This window comes from Acidobacteriota bacterium, from assembly GCA_040756905.1.
GTDB lineage: Bacteria > Acidobacteriota > Aminicenantia > JBFLYD01 > JBFLYD01 > JBFLYD01.
In genome coordinates this window covers 14,117-30,442 of sequence record JBFLYD010000037.1, presented here as the reverse complement: position 1 = coordinate 30,442, position 16,326 = coordinate 14,117, and the positions used below count along the sequence as shown (strand labels likewise).

Genomic DNA, 16,326 nt, shown 5'->3' with positions numbered 1-16,326 from the left:
AGGAGTAATAGGTTGCCAAGAATAGTACTATTAGAAAAAATAAGAAACATAGGAATAATGGCTCATATAGATGCAGGAAAAACCACAACCACTGAGAGAATTCTTTACTATACGGGAATAACTTACAAAATGGGAGAAGTTGATGAGGGAACGGCAGTTATGGACTGGATGAAACAGGAACAGGAGAGGGGAATCACAATAACTTCAGCTGCTACAACCTGTTTCTGGAAAGACTATAGAATAAACATTATCGATACTCCAGGGCATGTAGATTTTACTGCAGAGGTGGAAAGATCTCTAAGGGTATTGGATGGAGCAATAATAATATTCTGTGGTGTAGGTGGAGTGGAACCTCAATCGGAGACTGTTTGGGTTCAGGCTAACAAATATAAAATTCCCAGAATAGCATACATTAATAAATTGGACAGAATAGGTGCAAATTTTTTTAGGATTATCAAGGAGATAAAAAATAAACTTGGAGCTAATCCTATAATTATAAATATTCCTATAGGCGAAGAGGAGAAATTTCAAGGAGTTATTGATTTAATTAGCATGAAAGCATTTATATATGATAGTGATCTGTTAGGCGCAAAATATAATGTAAAAGATATACCTGATGGATATAAAGAAATTGCAAAAAAATACCGAGAAGATCTGATAGAGAAATTGGCTGAAAAAGATGATTCAATTCTTGAAAAGTTTCTTTCTGGAAGAGAAATTGAAACCCAGAGCATTAAAGAAGCTATAAGAAGGTTAACCATAAATTTGAAGTTATTACCTGTCGTAGGTGGTGCTTCATTTAAAAATAAAGGAGTCCAGCCTTTACTCGATGCAGTAGTTGATTATCTTCCTTCTCCTTTGGATATTCCTGCCGTGAGAGGGATTAACCTGAATACAGGAAAAATAGAAGAAAGAATTACATCCGACGATGAGAAGTTCGCAGCTTTGATATTCAAGATAATGACAGACCCATATGTGGGACACCTTGCTTTCTTTAGAGTGTATTCTGGACATTTATCATCCAGTTCCTATGTATACAATTCAGTAAAACAAAAAAGTGAGAGGATCTCAAGGATTTTGAAAATGCATGCTAATAAAAGAGAGGAAATCAAAGAAGTATACGCAGGGGATATAGCTGCAACAGTAGGTTTAAAAAATGTCTCTACAGGTGATACACTCTGTGATGTATCAGCTCCAATTGTGCTTGAATCAATAAAATTTCCAGAACCAGTTATCTCAATCTCAGTTGAGCCGAAAACAAAGGAAGATCATGAAAGATTAGCAAATGCCTTACAAAAGCTATCCCAAGAAGATCCCACATTAAAAGTCTATAAAGATCCAAATACAGGGCAGACTCTTATATCAGGAATGGGAGAATTACATTTAGAAGTAATAATAGATCGGATGCATCGAGAATTTAATGTTGCAACCAATCTCGGAAAGCCTCAAGTAGCTTTTAAAGAAACAATTACAATTAGTTCATCCGGTGAAGGAAAATATATAAGACAGACTGGTGGAAGAGGTCAATATGGTCATGTAAAATTAATTATTGAGCCTTTAGAAAGAGGAAAAGGATTTGAATTCGCAAATCAAATAAAAGGTGGAACCATTCCCAGTGAATTTATACCATCAATTCAAACAGGCATAAGAGAAACTTTAGATATAGGAATTTTGGCCGGATATCCCATTACCGATGTAAGAGCTATTTTAATTGATGGTACTTATCATGAGGTTGATTCATCTGATATAGCCTTCAAAATTGCGGGTTCTTTAGCATTCAAAGATGCTTTCCAAAGAGCAAATCCCATAATTCTGGAGCCAATGATGAAATTAGAGATAATTTTTCCTGAAGAATATATAGGGGAGATAGTGGCAGACTTGAATTCACGAAGGGGCAGGGTTGAAGGAATGGATATGAAAGGCAACTTCAGAGAAATAACTGCATTGGTTCCCCTGTCTGAAATGTTCGGATATGCTACAATCTTGAGAACTCTCACGCAGGGAAGAGGGAACTTTTCAATGGAGTTTTGGAAATATATAGAAATTCCTGATGTTATTAAAGATCAGATTTTAAGGAAGTCTGAAGGAGTTATTTTGAGAAATTTATAGGAGGAAAATAAATGGCAAAGGAAAAATTTGAGAGATTAAAACCCCATCTAAACATAGGAACGATAGGCCATGTAGACCATGGAAAAACCACCCTTACATCAGCCATAACAAAGGTTTTAAACAAGTTAAACCCAAAGATAGTCTACAGAGATTTCTGGTCAATCGATAATGCACCTGAGGAAAAAGAAAGAGGCATAACAATACAGATAGCCCATGTGGAGTATGAGACCCAAAATCGTCATTATGCCCACATAGACTGTCCTGGCCATGCAGATTACATAAAGAACATGATCACAGGAGCAGCTCAGATGGATGGGGCAATACTGGTTGTATCAGCTGCAGATGGTCCAATGCCACAGACCCGTGAGCACATACTTTTAGCTCGCCAGGTGAATGTTCCTTACATAGTGGTCTACCTCAACAAGGTAGACATGGTGGATGACCCTGAGATATTAGATCTTGTGGAACTTGAGGTGAGAGAGCTTCTAAAAAAATATGGATTTCCAGGAGATGAAATTCCTGTTGTGAGAGGCTCAGCCCTTAAGGCTATGGAAAGTGATGGAGACCCTTCAAAACCTGAAAACAGAAGTATCCTTGAGTTGATGGATGTGGTTGATAGATACATCCCCATACCTGAGAGACTCATAGATATGCCATTTCTCATGCCCATAGAGGATATATTCTCAATCTCAGGAAGAGGTACTGTGGTTACAGGAAGGGTGGAGAGAGGAAGAATAAAACTTGGAGAAGAGGTGGAGATAGTGGGAATAAGACCCACGCTCAGAAGAGTTGTCACAGGAGTTGAGATGTTCAGAAAAATACTCGATGAGGGAATAGCAGGAGATAACATAGGGGTGCTCCTCCGAGGCACAGAGAAAACAGAGGTCATGAGAGGTATGGTACTTGCAAAACCAGGTTCTATAACTCCCCATACAAAATTTAAAGCAGAAGTCTATGTCTTAAAGAAAGAAGAAGGAGGAAGACACACTCCTTTCTTCACAGGCTACAGACCCCAGTTCTACTTCAGAACCACAGATGTCACAGGAACAGTTAAACTCCCTTCTGGAGTAGAGATGGTAATGCCAGGAGATAATGTAAATTTGGAGATAGAACTCATAACACCAATAGCAATGGAGAAAGGGTTGAGGTTTGCCATAAGGGAAGGAGGAAAAACTGTAGGAGCAGGTTCTGTTACAGATATCGTTGAGTGAGGAATATTAAGAATGAAAAATGATACGGCACAAGGGGAGATTTAAATGCAGAAAATAAAGATTAAATTAATGGCTTTCGATTACAGAGTGCTTGACAAATCAGCTGGAGAAATTGCTGTTAAAGCAAGAAGGACAGGTGCTAAAGTCTCAGGCCCTATTCCTTTACCCACAAAAATAGAAAGATTTTGTGTTCTTCGTTCTCCCCATGTGGATAAAAAATCAAGAGAACATTTTGAAATAAGAACTCATAAAAGATTAATTTATATAAATGAATATAATGAAAAGACTATAGATGAGTTAAGAAATTTGGAATTACCTGCAGGAATACATGTGGATGTTAAATCAGAATAGTATGTTTTTATCTCAATTGGTAAAAGAAAATTAAAATGATAGAAGGATTGATAGGAAAAAAAATTGGAATGACCCAGCTATGGAACGAGAAGGGAGAAGCACTTCCAGTTACTATATTAAAAGCAGGTCCATGTGTAGTCGTGCAAAAAAAATACACTCAAAAAGATGGGTACAATGCGGTTCAATTGAGTTTGGTCGAAGAGAAGCCCCCAAAGAAAATTATAAAGCCAATTCTGGGTCATTTTACGAAAGCAAATGGTCCACCTTCGAAAGTTCTGAGAGAATTTCGGTATGCCAAAGATGAGAGAGAGCCCCAGATCGGAGATAAAATTTTAGTTGATATTTTTGAAAATGAGGAAAGAGTGAATGTAACTGGGGTGAGTAAAGGAAAGGGATTTGCTGGAGTCGTAAAAAGATGGCATTTCAAAGGAGGCCCTGCATCTCATGGTTCTATGTTCCACAGAAGGCCAGGCTCAATAGGAGCGTCCTCTTTTCCTTCAAGAGTATTTAAAGGACAGAGAATGCCAGGAAGAATGGGCCACCACAGAGTTACGGTCAAAAATTTAAAAATTATTAAAATAGATGTAGAAAATGATATTTTAGTTATTAAAGGAGCAGTGTCAGGATCAAAAGGAAGTATATGTCTGATTAAAAAAGCATCGTTTATGAAGGAATAAAAAAAAATATGAAATTGCCTGTTATAAATTTAGAATATAAGAAAATAAAAGAAATAAATCTGCCAGATACCTTCTTTTCTTATCCGAGAAAAGAACATTTAGTGTGGGAAGAAATAAGGAGTTATCTTTCAAGAAAAAGACGTGGCACTGCTTGTACCAAAACAAGAGGAGAAGTTTCGGGAAGCGGAAAAAAGCCATGGAGGCAGAAAAAAACAGGAAGAGCGAGGGTTGGAAGTATTCGATCTCCATTGTGGAGAAAGGGAGGAACAGTGTTTGGTCCAAAGCCAAGAGATTATAGTTACTGGCTTCCAAAAAAGGCAAGAAGAAATGCAATAAAATCCGTTCTATCCGATAAAAAACAGAATAATAAGTTATTGATAATCGAAAATCTTGAATTGAAATCACCTAAAACAAAAGAGGCCTTAGAGACAATCAAAAAATTAAAAATAGAGAATGGACTGTTTGTAGATGAAAAAGATAATAAGAATTTAATCCTTGCTATGAGAAACCTTCCTGATTTTAAGGCAATTTATACAAATAATATTAATCTTTTTGATATTCTCAGATACGAATGGATTGTGATTTCAGAAAGGGCTTTGAATAGATTAATAGGAGTTTATCAATGAAAAAAGATCCAACTGAGATAATAATTAGACCTATAATCTCTGAGAAATCAACATTGTTAAAGGAAAAAAATAGGGTTCTATGTTTTAAAGTTAATGGAGATGCCAATAAAATAGAAATAAAAAGAGCAGTAGAAGATTTGTTCAGGGTAAGGGTGGAAAATGTAAGAATAGAAAATGTATTAGGAAAAATTAAAAGATGGGGAAGATATTCAGGGAAAAGACCTGATTGGAAAAAAGCGTATGTAAAGTTGAAAGAGGGAGAAAAAATGGTTGAATTTGTTGAAGGTGTATAAATTCAATGATCATAAGGATATAAAAAATGGGGATAAAAGTTTATAATCCAGCAACTCCGGGGTTAAGAGGAAGAACAGGATTTATCTTTGAAGAAATCACTAAAGATGAACCCTATAAAGCTCTGGTTAAACCACTAAAGAAGTCAGGGGGGAGGAATAATAAAGGAAGAATTACAATCAGGTTCAGAGGTGGTGGTCATAAAAGAGCATACAGAACTATCGATTTCAAAAGAGATAAGATTGATGTCCCTGGAATTGTGGAATCGATTGAATATGATCCAAACAGATCATCAAGAATTGCACTGATAAAATATTTAGATGGAGAAAGAAGGTATATGTTATGTCCAGAAGGATTAAAGATAGGTTCAACAGTTATTGCCTCTGAAAAAGAAACCGATATTTTGCCAGGAAATTGTTTGCCTTTAAGATATATACCTGTAGGAACTATAATACATAACATTGAATTAAGACCTGGAAAGGGTGGTCAGATTGGAAGAAGCGCTGGCGCTGGAGCACAAATTTTGGCAAAAGAAGGAAATTATGCCCAATTGAAATTGCCCTCCAACGAAATGAGGAAGATTCATATTGATTGTAAAGCAACTGTAGGCCAGGTGGGAAACTTAGACCATGAGAACATATCAATAGGAAAGGCGGGAAGAAAAAGATGGTTTGGAAGGAGACCTCATGTAAGAGGAACAGCTATGAACCCTGTGGACCATCCTCATGGAGGAGGAGAAGGAAGAACCAAGGGAGGAAGAAATCCTGTTACGCCATGGGGTAAACCGACAAAGGGATATAAGACTCGTAGAAACAAAAGAACGAAGAAATTCATAATAAGAAGATAAATGAAATAGGGGAGCACTTAAAATGGGAAGGTCAACCAAAAAAGGAGTATTTATCGATAAGAAACTCCTTGAAAAGATGATGAAGATTAAGACCCAAAAAAAGAAAGAAATAATCAAAACCTGGTCCAGGGATTCCACCATCATTCCAGAGATGGTTGGGTTGACTTTAGCTGTTTATAATGGAAAGAAGTTCATTCCAGTATATATAACCGAAAATATGGTGGGTCATAAATTGGGAGAATTTTCTCCTACCCGAACTTTTAAAGGTCATACCTCAAAAAGTGAAAAGGCAGCTAAATTAAAAGGATAGGAGATTAATTGAAAAATGGCAGAGAATAAATCAATTTCATTTGCGATAGGTAGATTTCACAGAATATCAGCTCAAAAATGTAGACTTGTCATAGATGAGATTAGAGGAAAAAATGTAGGAGAAGCATTGACTATATTATCTTTTTCGAAAAAGAGAAAAGCTTCTAAAATGATAGAAAAGGTTCTCAAGTCTGCAATTGCAAATGCCCAGAATAAATTTCCTTCAGTTAATGTGGACAATCTTTATATACAAAAATGCTATGTTAATGATGGGCCAAGTCTTAAGAGAATCAGACCAGCTCCAATGGGAAGAGCTTACAGAATATTAAGAAGATTCAGTCATATTTGCATCCATCTCAATGAAAGGACATAGAGGAGGAAAGTTTGGGACAGAAAGCACATCCATTTGGTTTCCGAATAGGTTTTAATAAAAGTTGGAGTTCAAAATGGTTTTCAAAGGGAAAGGATTACGCAAGAAATGTCCATGAAGACTTATACATTAAAAAGGGAATAATGAAGAGATATTCTCATGCCCAGATTACTGCAGTAGAAATTGAAAGAATAGAAAATTTAATAAGAATTATAATTTATACAGCAAGACCAGGAATAATAATAGGAAGAGGAGGTAAAGAAAGAGAGAAAATAAAAGAAGAGTTGGAAAAATACACTGGAAAAGAAGTTTCTATAGATATTCATGAAATTAACAAGCCAGAATTGGTATCAAAATTAGTAGCTGAAGGGATTGCTCTTCAGCTCGAGAAAAGAGTGGCATACAGAAGAGTAATGAAAAAAGCAGTTGATTCTGCTCTTCGTGAAGGAGCAAAAGGAATAAAAGTTATGTGTTCAGGGAGGATTGGAGGGGCAGAAATTGCCCGTTCTGAATGGTATCTGATTGGGAGATTACCACTTCAAACACTTAAAGCAGACATTGATTATGGTTTTTGTGAAGCTTTTACCACATATGGACAGATAGGAATAAAAATATGGATCTACAAGGGAGATGTTGATAAAGAAAAGATTGTAAAAACTCCGCAGATAGAGGAAGAGTTGAAAGAATAGAGAAATAAAAATGTTAATGCCGAAAAAAGTAAAATACAGAAAAATCCAAAGAGGGAGAAGGAAGGGTAGAGCATCCCAAGGAAATGCCCTTTCTTTTGGTGAGTATGGACTTCAGGCTTTAGAACCATGCTGGCTGACTGCTCGGCAGATAGAGGCTGGAAGAATTGCTATAACAAGGTTTATCAAGAAAGGAGGAAAGCTCTGGATAAGAGTTTTCCCATGGAAATCAGTTACGAAAAAGCCAACCGAAACAAGAATGGGAAAAGGGAAAGGAGATATTGAGATGTGGGTTGATGTAGTAAGACCAGGGAAAATAATATATGAGATGGAAGGTGTTTCTGAAGAGGTTGCAAAGGAAGCTCTCAGGCTTGCCTCCCATAAACTACCAATAAAAACAAGGTTTATCTCGAGATGTGAAATTGGAAAATAAAAAATGAGAGTCAATGACTTAAGAGAATTTTCCAGCGAAGAACTTATTAATAAATATAAAGAGTTAAAAGACCAGTTGTTTAAATTACGTGTTCAAAAAACGATTGGACAGCTTGAGAATCCAATGAAAATTAGAGAAATTAAAAGAACCATCGCGAGAATTTTGACAATTCTAAATGAAAGAGAGAAGGGAATCGATCAAAAATGAAGAGAAAGAAACAGATAAAAGTTGGAACAGTTATTTCAAGAAGTGGAGATAAAAGCGTAGTAGTATTGGTTGAGAAACCATATAGCCACCCTCTTTATAAAAAAATTATAAACAGAAGATCTAAGTTTATGGCTCACGATGAGTTAAATCAATGTAATATTGGAGATAAAATAAGATTAGTTGAAAGCAGACCTCTGAGCAGGAGAAAAAGATGGAGAGTGGTAGAAATATTGGAAAAAAATAAGGGATTAAAAGAAGGAATCCAGTAATGATTCAGATGCGAACAATTTTAAACGTAGCTGATAATTCAGGAGTTAAAAGAATTATGTGTATTCATCCCGTAGGAGGTGGAACAGGAAGATTGGCAGCGATCGGCGATATAGTTTCTGCTTCGGTAAAAGAAGCAGAGCCAGACAGTAAAATAAAGAAAGGAAGCATTGTAAAGGCAGTAATTGTAAGAACTAAAAAAGAATTGAGAAGAAAAGATGGTTCGTACATAAGGTTTGATGATAATGCTGCAGTTGTTATCGATAAAACAGGTGAACCTGTTGGAACTAGAGTGTTTGGCCCTGTTGCAAGAGAATTAAGAGAAAAAAAATTTATGAAAATCATTTCCTTATCTCCTGAGGTTTTATAAGGAGAACTATATTGAAGATAAGAAAGAGTGATTATGTTGTCGTAATAAAAGGGAAGGATAAAGGTAAAAAAGGAAAAGTCCTTAAGGTCCTTACTGATAAAAATAGAGTAATCGTGGAAAGAATTAGACTGTTAAAAGAATATATCAGACCAAACCCATCCAAGAACATTCAGGGAGGAATAGTAGAAAAAGAAGCATCGATTAGTGCATCAGATGTTATGATATATTGTTCCAACTGTGAACAAGGAGTAAGAATTGGCATAAAAATTATCGATAAAAATACAAAAATAAGGGTTTGTAAAAAATGTGGTTCGAATTTTGATTAAGGATATATTGTGAAGAGCAGATTGAGTATTAAATATAAAGAAGAAGTAATTCCACAAATGATGAAAGATTTTAACTATAAGAACATCATGCAAGTTCCAAAACTGGAGAAAATTGTAATAAATGTTGGTGTTGGAGAAGCTACTCAAAACATTAAGGCTCTGGACAATGCTGTTAGAGACATCAGTTTGATCACAGGACAGAGGCCGGTAATAAAAAGAGCAAAAAAATCAATTTCAGCATTTAAACTAAGAAAGGGTCAGGCAATAGCCTGTATGGTAACTTTGCGTGGCGAAAAGATGTACGAATTCTTTGATAGATTTGTTAATGCGTGTCTTCCTCGAGTGAGAGATTTTAAAGGTGTATCCCAAAAATCTTTTGATGGAAGAGGGAATTATTCAATCGGTATTAAAGATCAGTTGATCTTTCCTGAGATTGATTACACAAAAGTTGACAAAACCAGAGGTATGACTGTAACTTTTGATACTAATGCAGACACCAATAAAGAGGCATATTCTCTTCTTAAGTATTTAGGTATGCCTTTTTCAGAATAGGAGAGAAAAAAATGGCAAGAATAGCGTCTCTTGCAAAAAATAAAAAAGAAAGATTAAAATTTACTACCCGAATAAGAAATAGATGTAGGATATGTGGGAGACCAAGAGGTTATATAAGAAAATTTGAAATGTGCAGATTGTGTTTAAGAGAGCTGGCGCTCAAGGGTGAAATTCCTGGTGTTATGAAAGCATCCTGGTAAGGAGGAAAGATGAGTTTATCAGATCCGATTGCGGACATGCTGACGAGAATAAGAAATGCAATTCTTGTATATAAAAAAGAAGTCGAAATTCCTTCCTCCCATATAAAGATAGAGATAGCGAAAATTCTTAAAGAAGAGGGTTATATTGATAATTTTAAAGTTGAAGAAGATAAAAAACAGGAAATGTTAAGGATTTATCTGAAGTGGTTGAATAAAAAAGAGAATGTCATAAATGGACTGAAAAGAGTATCAAAACCCGGCTGTAGGATATATTGTTCAAATGATAAAATTCCAAGAGTACTCGACGGCATAGGCATTGCGATAATTTCCACCTCTGAAGGGATTTTAACTGATAAAAAATGCAGAGAAAAGGGAATCGGAGGAGAGATAATCTGTTATATTTGGTGAGAAAATAAAATGTCAAGACTTGGAAGAAAACCAATTGAAATTCCAGAAAAAGTAAATGTAATAATATCCAACGGAGAGGTTTTAGTAGAAGGTCCGAAAGGAAAGATAAATTTAAAAATTCTTAAGGGAATTCAAGTCAAAATAGAAAATTCAAAAGTATTCATAAATAGAGAAGGAGAACAGAAACAGATAAAAGCAAATCATGGAACAATGTGGAGTCTTCTCAGAAATGCAATAACTGGAGTGGTGAATAGTTTCAAAAAACAACTTGAAATTGAAGGAGTTGGATATAAGGCCCAGATCGAAGGAAAGAAATTGTTGTTATTCCTGGGTTTTTCGAAACCAATTGAATATTCCATTCCCGAAGGAATCAATGTATCAGTATCTCAAAACATTGAAAGAAAATTCATTATAACAGTCGAGGGAATCAATAAAGAAAAAGTAGGCCAGGTTTCAGCAATCATAAGAGGGTTTAGGAAACCAGATCCTTATAAATTGAAAGGAATAAGATATGTGGGTGAAAAACTAAAGAAGAAAGAAAGGAAAGCAGCTGCGAGGTAATTTTATGATTAAAGATAAATGCAAAGAAAAAAAGAGGTTAAGAGAGAAGAGAATAAAACGTATAAAAAAGAGCATTCCTAAAAGTCAAGATAGACTGAGGTTGGTTGTATTTAAGAGTAATAAATATTTATACATTCAAGCAATAAATGATTTAGATGGTAATGTTTTAACCTCAGCCTCTACATTAGAAAAGCAATTCAGGAAAAAATACCAAAGCTTTAAAAATATAGAAATTGCAAAAAAATTGGGTGAATTGATAGGCGAAAGACTTCTAAAAAAAAATATAAAAAAAGTTCTTTTTGATAGAAGAGGATATCCATACCATGGAAGAATAAAAGCTATTGCTGAAGGTGCAAGGGAAAAAGGGTTAGAATTTTAAAAGGAGGCAATGTGGAAGAAATAGAAATTCATGATGAAAATTTAAAAGACCAGGTAATCTCGATAAGAAGAGTTTCTAAGGTTGTCAAGGGTGGTAAAAATTTAAGCTTTTCTGCCCTTGTGGCAGTGGGTGATGGGCAGGGACATATAGGGATCGGAAAAGGCAAAGCAAGAGAAGTGCCCATAGCGATAAAAAAAGCAATAGAAAATGCAAAAAAGAGCTTGATTGAAATCCCCCTCGTGGAAAATACAATCCCGCACATGGTTATTGGAGAATTCGGAGCTGGAAAAGTGATTTTAAGACCTGCTTCAAAGGGAACTGGTGTAATAGCAGGGGGAGCCATTAGAACAATTCTGCAACTCGCAGGGGTCAAGGATATCCTTACAAAAGCAATCAGGAGCAAAAATCCTTTTACTGTAGCTCATGCTACTACAAAAGCTCTCAGAAATTTAAAAGATGCTCAGGCTGTTGCAAAAGCAAGAGGAAAAGATATAAAGGAAAGTCTCGGGTAAGTATGAAAAAAAAATTAAAAATAAAGCTTATCAAAAGCTTCATTGGATATTCAGAAAGGCAAAGAAGGGTGCTTAAAGGACTGGGCCTAAGAAAAATTAATGACGAGGTTATGAGAGAAGATACTCCTTCAATAAGAGGTATGATTAAGAAAGTTTCTCATTTATTGGAGATTAAGGAGGAATAAATATGGATTTAGCTTTTCTCAAACCAGAAAACCATTCTATCAAGAAAAGAAAAAGAGTGGGTAGAGGCCCGGGTTCAGGACATGGCAGAACTTCCGGAAGGGGAACAAAGGGCCAAAAGTCAATAGCTGGATATTCAAGGAAAAGAAGATTTGAAGGTGGTCAGATGCCTCTTCATAGAAGAATTCCAAAAAGGGGCTTTACAAATATATTTAAGAAAGAATGGCAGATAATTAATTTGGATAGATTATCTAAATTAGGCCTACAGGAGATAAACCACAAAATTTTGTACGAAAAAGGAGTTATAAAAAAACCAGATGTTCTGATAAAAATATTGGGAGATGGTGAAATAAAGAGAAAGATAACTGTTTATGCAAATAATTTTAGCAAAAATGCCTTAAAAAAAATAAAAAAGGCAGGAGGAAAAGCAATAATAATTTAAGGTGAAAAGTTGATAAAAGCTATTAGGAATATACTTTCCATACCTGATTTGAGGAAAAGAGTATTTTTTACTCTTGCGATGCTTGCGGTCTACAGGATAGGAGCCCAGATTCCAAATCCTGGAATAAATTCAGAAGCCCTTCTTGAATTTTTTGAGCAAGCAAAAGGAACATTTTTAGGATTTGTAGACCTCTTTTCCGGAAGGAATATGTCAAGAATGACCATATTCGCATTAGGAATAATGCCATACATAAGTGCATCAATTATTTTGCAATTATTAACAGTGGTATGGCCTTATTTAGAAAGGCTATCAAAGGAAGGCGAATTAGGAAGAAAGAAAATCACTCAGTATACAAGATATGGAACAGTATTAATTTCAATAATCCAGTCAACAGGAATTGCCTTAGGATTGGAAAGAATGACCTCACCAACAAGAGTTCCCATTGTGCCAGATCCTGGATTTAAATTTGTTCTAATGACTGTATTAACTCTGACTGCTGGAACTATATTTATCATGTGGCTTGGAGAGCAGATTTCTGAAAGAGGAATTGGAAATGGAATTTCATTAATAATATTTGCTGGAATAGTGGTTGGATTTCCAACAGGCGTAGAAAGTGTAGTAGGTAGTCTAAGAATAGGAAATATGTCTCCTCTAACTTTTATATTTCTGCTGATCTTGATGATATCCGTAATTGCGATAATTGTACTTGTAGAAAGAGCTCAGAGAAGAATTCCGATTCAGTATGCAAGGAGAATAGTGGGAAGAAAAGTAATGGGAGGACAGAGTACCCATCTTCCTTTGAGGGTGAATACTGGAGGTGTAATTCCGATAATCTTTGCTTCATCAATAATTACATTTCCTGCCACGGTTGCAGGATTTATTAAAAATCCAATAACTCAATCAATTGCCAGACAATTAGGATGGGGAATGCCCCTTTACAATCTTTTATACATTGCATCAATTATCTTTTTTACTTATTTCTATGTTTCAATAATATTTAATCCGATGGACGTGGCTGATAATATTCGAAAATACGGAGGTTTTATCCCGGGGATAAGACCAGGCAAACTCACAGCGGACTACATCGATGGAATCTTGTCAAGAATAACACTTGTCGGTGCCCTCTATCTCGCTGCAGTTGCCATCCTTCCTGAATTTTTAATGACGGGTTTCAAAGTTGGCACAATTCCAGGCATAGGTGACTTTTTAGAGGCAAACTTTCCAAAATGGTTTACTCAAGGCTTAAATATTGAATTCTATTTTGGAGGAACTTCAATTCTTATAGTTGTTGGAGTCGCAATGGATACGCTCCAGCAGATCGAGGCACAGCTCGTTATGAGACATTATGATGGATTCCTTGGTAAGACAAGAATAAGAGGGAGGAGAGGTTGAGAATTATTTTTTTGGGTCCACCTGGATCGGGAAAAGGAACTCAAGCTGAACTTCTTGCAAAAGAATATAAAATTCCAAAATTTTCTGTGGGAGATATATTAAGAGAAGAAGTTAATAAAAAAACACCATTGGGATTAAAAGCAAAGGAAAAAATGGAAAGAGGTGAACTCGTGGATGATGAACTTATAATTGAACTTGTAAAAAATAGAGTTGAAAATAATGAATGTGTTGAAGGATATATTTTGGATGGATTTCCAAGAAATATGAACCAGGCATTATCATTGAATTCAATTCCCTACAAAGATCCTGAAATCGTAATAAATCTCATTATTGATAGAGAGAAATTGATAAAACGATTATCTTCTCGAAGGGTTTGCCCTAATTGCGGAGTCACCTATAATTTAATAACAAATCCTCCAATCAAAAACAATAAATGTGATGAATGTGGAAATTATTTAATCCAGAGAGAAGATGACAAAGAAGAAGTTATAAGGAAAAGATATGAAATATGGGAAGAAAATAATTTGAGAATGCAAGAATATTTTTCCTATAAGAAAAAATTATGGAATGTGGATGGAAATAGAGAAATAGAGATGATTTTTAGTGAAATTTGTAGTAAAATAAAAAATCTGACCCATGATAATCTGTAAGTCAAGAGATGAAATTGAGAAAATGAAAAAAGCAAACAAAACAGTTTCCATTGTTTTGAATGAACTCAAAAATATGATAAAACCCGGAGTTTCTGTAGAGCTGCTCGATAAGGTTGCTGAGGAGATGATAAGGAAAATGGGTGGAATACCTGCTTTTAAAGGTTATAAACCATCTAAGTTTGCTAAGAAAGAGTATCCTTATACAATATGCACTTCTATAAATGAAGAAATCGTTCATGGTATGCCGGTTAAGAGAATTTTAAAGGAAGGTCAAATCATTTCAATAGATCTTGGAGTAAGAGTAGATGGATATTATGGAGATGCGGCAATTACAGTTCCTGTGGGAAAAATTTCAGATGAAGCAGAAAGACTGATTAGGGTAACGGAAAATGCACTTTTTCTTGCAATAGAAGAAGTTAGAGTAGGGAATAGGATATCTGATATTTCCTATACAATTCAAAGTTATGTGGAATCAAACGGATTCTCTGTAATAAGAGATTTTGTAGGGCATGGAATAGGATCCTCATTGCATGAGGAGCCACAGATCCCAAATTTTGGGCAGCCAGGTCAAGGAATTAGAATAAAAGAGGGAATGACTTTTGCAATAGAACCAATGGTTTCAATGGGCTCTTATGAGGTGGAAATACTTGAGGATAGCTGGACTGCTGTTACAAAAGACCGAAGCTTCGCAGCTCACTTTGAACATACTGTAGCAGTCTTTTCTGACGGACCAGAAATCCTTAGTCTCTTTAACTCCTCAAAAAATTAGGTAAAAAATGCCAAAAGAAGAAGCTATTGAAGTTGTAGGAGTGGTGATTGAAACACTGCCGAATAGTATGTTTAGAGTAGAACTTGAGAATAAACATCAGGTAATAGCTCATATTTCGGGAAAAATGAGAAAGAATTTTATAAGAATTCTTCCTGGAGATAAGATACTTGTTGAATTATCTCCTTATGATCTTTCAAGAGGAAGAATTGTTTACAGATTTAAATAAGTTCTCTAAAGGGAGAAGATTTAATAGTGAAAGTGAGAGCATCAGTAAAGAAAATATGTAATAAATGCAAGATAGTTAAGAGAAAAGGAATCGTGAGAGTTATCTGTGAAAATCCAAAACATAAGCAGAGACAGGGATAAGGAGGTAAAGATTGGCAAGAATCGCTGGAATTGAATTACCATCAAATAAAAGAATTGAAATTGGATTGACATACATTTTTGGCATCGGAAGATCCAAATCGAATAAAATACTGAACAAAGCTAATGTAGATAGAGATAAAAAAGTAAAAGACTTAACAGAAGAAGAAATTAACCGAATCAGAAGAATAATCGAAAAGGAAGAGAAAGTTGAGGGAGACCTAAAGAAAGAGATTAGCATAAACATCAAGAGACTTGAAGAAATTGGATGTTATAGAGGATTAAGGCATAAAAGAAGGATGCCAGTAAGAGGCCAGAGAACAAGATCAAATGCAAGAACCCGCAAGGGTCCAAGAGGAGCATTAATAAAAAAGAAAAAGTCGTCTCCCAAATAATTATGCAAGGAGATTAAGTAAATGGTAGAAAGAAAAGGAAAAACAAGAGTAATAAGAAAAAAGGAAAAGAAACATGTAGCATATGGAATTGCTCATATATTAGCAACATTTAATAATACAATCATTACTATCGCTGATCAAAAAGGAAATACCATATGTTGGGCTTCTTCTGGCACAGCGGGTTTTAAGGGAGCTCGAAAAGGAACACCTTTTGCAGCCCAGCTTGCCGCTCAAAAAGTTGCACAGGAAGCAAAAGAATTAGGCATAAGACATGTAGATGTAAAAATAAAAGGCCCTGGAGCTGGAAGAGAATCAGCCATAAGAACTCTCCAAGCCGCTGGGATTTTTATAAGATCAATTAGAGATGTCACTCCTATACCTCATAATGGGTGTAGGCCGCCGAGAAGGAGAAGAGTATGAAATTCAAAAAAGGAGGAATT

Annotated in this window: 30 protein-coding genes; all 30 read left to right on the top strand. The window is 35.4% G+C overall.

Annotated elements, in window-relative coordinates:
- Nucleotides 1-12: 12 nt before the first annotated feature.
- From fusA to rpsK, 30 genes are read left to right on the top strand one after another with little or no spacing between them, the layout of a single operon-like run.
- Nucleotides 13-2,109 (top strand): elongation factor G, encoded by a 2,097-nt coding sequence (gene fusA / locus AB1410_05825; protein MEW6456217.1) that lies wholly within the window; start codon nt 13-15, stop codon nt 2,107-2,109.
- Nucleotides 2,110-2,120: 11 nt separating this feature from the next.
- On the top strand, nt 2,121-3,320 hold the full coding sequence (gene tuf / locus AB1410_05820) for an elongation factor Tu (GenBank protein ID MEW6456216.1): 1,200 nt from the start codon (nt 2,121-2,123) through the stop codon (nt 3,318-3,320).
- A gap of 45 nt (nt 3,321-3,365) precedes the next feature.
- Nucleotides 3,366-3,671, top strand: a complete 306-nt coding sequence (rpsJ, locus tag AB1410_05815; GenBank protein MEW6456215.1) for a 30S ribosomal protein S10 — start codon at nt 3,366-3,368, stop codon at nt 3,669-3,671.
- A 35-nt stretch (nt 3,672-3,706) separates the two neighbouring features.
- Nucleotides 3,707-4,348: a 50S ribosomal protein L3 gene (gene rplC / locus AB1410_05810; GenBank protein ID MEW6456214.1), complete on the top strand. Its 642-nt coding sequence runs from the start codon at nt 3,707-3,709 to the stop codon at nt 4,346-4,348.
- Between the two features lie 8 nt (nt 4,349-4,356).
- Entirely contained in the window at nt 4,357-4,974 is a 618-nt protein-coding gene (gene rplD / locus AB1410_05805) for a 50S ribosomal protein L4 (GenBank protein MEW6456213.1), read from the top strand.
- On the top strand, nt 4,971-5,267 hold the full coding sequence (locus AB1410_05800; GenBank protein ID MEW6456212.1) for a 50S ribosomal protein L23: 297 nt from the start codon (nt 4,971-4,973) through the stop codon (nt 5,265-5,267). The genes rplD and AB1410_05800 overlap by 4 nt, the downstream gene beginning before the upstream one ends.
- A gap of 26 nt (nt 5,268-5,293) precedes the next feature.
- Nucleotides 5,294-6,112 (top strand): 50S ribosomal protein L2, encoded by an 819-nt coding sequence (gene rplB, locus AB1410_05795; protein ID MEW6456211.1) that lies wholly within the window; start codon nt 5,294-5,296, stop codon nt 6,110-6,112.
- A 22-nt stretch (nt 6,113-6,134) separates the two neighbouring features.
- The gene (gene rpsS / locus AB1410_05790) at nt 6,135-6,422 is read left to right on the top strand and encodes a 30S ribosomal protein S19 (protein MEW6456210.1); all 288 of its coding nucleotides are present in this window, start codon (nt 6,135-6,137) and stop codon (nt 6,420-6,422) included.
- A 15-nt stretch (nt 6,423-6,437) separates the two neighbouring features.
- Nucleotides 6,438-6,794 carry a 50S ribosomal protein L22 gene (rplV, locus tag AB1410_05785; protein ID MEW6456209.1) on the top strand — a complete coding sequence of 119 codons (357 nt, stop codon included), beginning with the start codon at nt 6,438-6,440 and terminating at the stop codon, nt 6,792-6,794.
- An 11-nt stretch (nt 6,795-6,805) separates the two neighbouring features.
- Nucleotides 6,806-7,480 carry a 30S ribosomal protein S3 gene (rpsC, locus tag AB1410_05780; GenBank protein ID MEW6456208.1) on the top strand — a complete coding sequence of 225 codons (675 nt, stop codon included), beginning with the start codon at nt 6,806-6,808 and terminating at the stop codon, nt 7,478-7,480.
- Between the two features lie 10 nt (nt 7,481-7,490).
- Nucleotides 7,491-7,910, top strand: a complete 420-nt coding sequence (rplP, locus tag AB1410_05775; GenBank protein MEW6456207.1) for a 50S ribosomal protein L16 — start codon at nt 7,491-7,493, stop codon at nt 7,908-7,910.
- 3 nt (nt 7,911-7,913) lie between these two features.
- Nucleotides 7,914-8,117, top strand: coding sequence for a 50S ribosomal protein L29 (rpmC, locus tag AB1410_05770; protein ID MEW6456206.1), 204 nt, complete (start codon nt 7,914-7,916; stop codon nt 8,115-8,117).
- The gene (gene rpsQ, locus AB1410_05765; protein ID MEW6456205.1) at nt 8,114-8,386 is read left to right on the top strand and encodes a 30S ribosomal protein S17; all 273 of its coding nucleotides are present in this window, start codon (nt 8,114-8,116) and stop codon (nt 8,384-8,386) included. The genes rpmC and rpsQ overlap by 4 nt, the downstream gene beginning before the upstream one ends.
- Entirely contained in the window at nt 8,386-8,754 is a 369-nt protein-coding gene (gene rplN / locus AB1410_05760; protein ID MEW6456204.1) for a 50S ribosomal protein L14, read from the top strand. Before rpsQ ends, rplN begins: the two co-directional genes overlap by 1 nt.
- Nucleotides 8,755-8,765: 11 nt before the next feature.
- Complete coding sequence (gene rplX / locus AB1410_05755) at nt 8,766-9,080, top strand: 50S ribosomal protein L24 (protein ID MEW6456203.1); 315 nt, start codon at nt 8,766-8,768, stop codon at nt 9,078-9,080.
- Between the two features lie 9 nt (nt 9,081-9,089).
- Nucleotides 9,090-9,632, top strand: coding sequence for a 50S ribosomal protein L5 (gene rplE, locus AB1410_05750; protein ID MEW6456202.1), 543 nt, complete (start codon nt 9,090-9,092; stop codon nt 9,630-9,632).
- A gap of 11 nt (nt 9,633-9,643) precedes the next feature.
- Nucleotides 9,644-9,832 carry a type Z 30S ribosomal protein S14 gene (locus tag AB1410_05745; GenBank protein ID MEW6456201.1) on the top strand — a complete coding sequence of 63 codons (189 nt, stop codon included), beginning with the start codon at nt 9,644-9,646 and terminating at the stop codon, nt 9,830-9,832.
- A gap of 9 nt (nt 9,833-9,841) precedes the next feature.
- Nucleotides 9,842-10,240: a 30S ribosomal protein S8 gene (rpsH, locus tag AB1410_05740; protein ID MEW6456200.1), complete on the top strand. Its 399-nt coding sequence runs from the start codon at nt 9,842-9,844 to the stop codon at nt 10,238-10,240.
- Nucleotides 10,241-10,249: 9 nt separating this feature from the next.
- Nucleotides 10,250-10,801, top strand: coding sequence for a 50S ribosomal protein L6 (gene rplF, locus AB1410_05735; GenBank protein ID MEW6456199.1), 552 nt, complete (start codon nt 10,250-10,252; stop codon nt 10,799-10,801).
- A 4-nt stretch (nt 10,802-10,805) separates the two neighbouring features.
- The gene (gene rplR, locus AB1410_05730; protein MEW6456198.1) at nt 10,806-11,180 is read left to right on the top strand and encodes a 50S ribosomal protein L18; all 375 of its coding nucleotides are present in this window, start codon (nt 10,806-10,808) and stop codon (nt 11,178-11,180) included.
- Nucleotides 11,181-11,191: 11 nt separating this feature from the next.
- Nucleotides 11,192-11,692 (top strand): 30S ribosomal protein S5, encoded by a 501-nt coding sequence (rpsE, locus tag AB1410_05725; GenBank protein ID MEW6456197.1) that lies wholly within the window; start codon nt 11,192-11,194, stop codon nt 11,690-11,692.
- A 2-nt stretch (nt 11,693-11,694) separates the two neighbouring features.
- Nucleotides 11,695-11,877, top strand: a complete 183-nt coding sequence (gene rpmD / locus AB1410_05720) for a 50S ribosomal protein L30 (protein ID MEW6456196.1) — start codon at nt 11,695-11,697, stop codon at nt 11,875-11,877.
- Nucleotides 11,878-11,879: 2 nt separating this feature from the next.
- Complete coding sequence (gene rplO, locus AB1410_05715) at nt 11,880-12,317, top strand: 50S ribosomal protein L15 (GenBank protein MEW6456195.1); 438 nt, start codon at nt 11,880-11,882, stop codon at nt 12,315-12,317.
- Nucleotides 12,318-12,326: 9 nt separating this feature from the next.
- Entirely contained in the window at nt 12,327-13,709 is a 1,383-nt protein-coding gene (gene secY, locus AB1410_05710) for a preprotein translocase subunit SecY (protein ID MEW6456194.1), read from the top strand.
- Nucleotides 13,706-14,359 (top strand): adenylate kinase, encoded by a 654-nt coding sequence (locus tag AB1410_05705; GenBank protein ID MEW6456193.1) that lies wholly within the window; start codon nt 13,706-13,708, stop codon nt 14,357-14,359. The genes secY and AB1410_05705 overlap by 4 nt, the downstream gene beginning before the upstream one ends.
- The gene (map, locus tag AB1410_05700) at nt 14,346-15,128 is read left to right on the top strand and encodes a type I methionyl aminopeptidase (protein ID MEW6456192.1); all 783 of its coding nucleotides are present in this window, start codon (nt 14,346-14,348) and stop codon (nt 15,126-15,128) included. The genes AB1410_05705 and map overlap by 14 nt, the downstream gene beginning before the upstream one ends.
- A 7-nt stretch (nt 15,129-15,135) precedes the next feature.
- A complete protein-coding gene (gene infA, locus AB1410_05695) occupies nt 15,136-15,354 on the top strand; it encodes a translation initiation factor IF-1 (GenBank protein MEW6456191.1) in 219 nt (72 codons plus the stop codon).
- Nucleotides 15,355-15,380: 26 nt separating this feature from the next.
- Nucleotides 15,381-15,494 (top strand): 50S ribosomal protein L36, encoded by a 114-nt coding sequence (rpmJ, locus tag AB1410_05690; GenBank protein MEW6456190.1) that lies wholly within the window; start codon nt 15,381-15,383, stop codon nt 15,492-15,494.
- A gap of 11 nt (nt 15,495-15,505) precedes the next feature.
- Nucleotides 15,506-15,886, top strand: a complete 381-nt coding sequence (rpsM, locus tag AB1410_05685) for a 30S ribosomal protein S13 (protein ID MEW6456189.1) — start codon at nt 15,506-15,508, stop codon at nt 15,884-15,886.
- A gap of 21 nt (nt 15,887-15,907) precedes the next feature.
- Complete coding sequence (gene rpsK / locus AB1410_05680) at nt 15,908-16,306, top strand: 30S ribosomal protein S11 (protein ID MEW6456188.1); 399 nt, start codon at nt 15,908-15,910, stop codon at nt 16,304-16,306.
- Nucleotides 16,307-16,326: the final 20 nt, after the last annotated feature.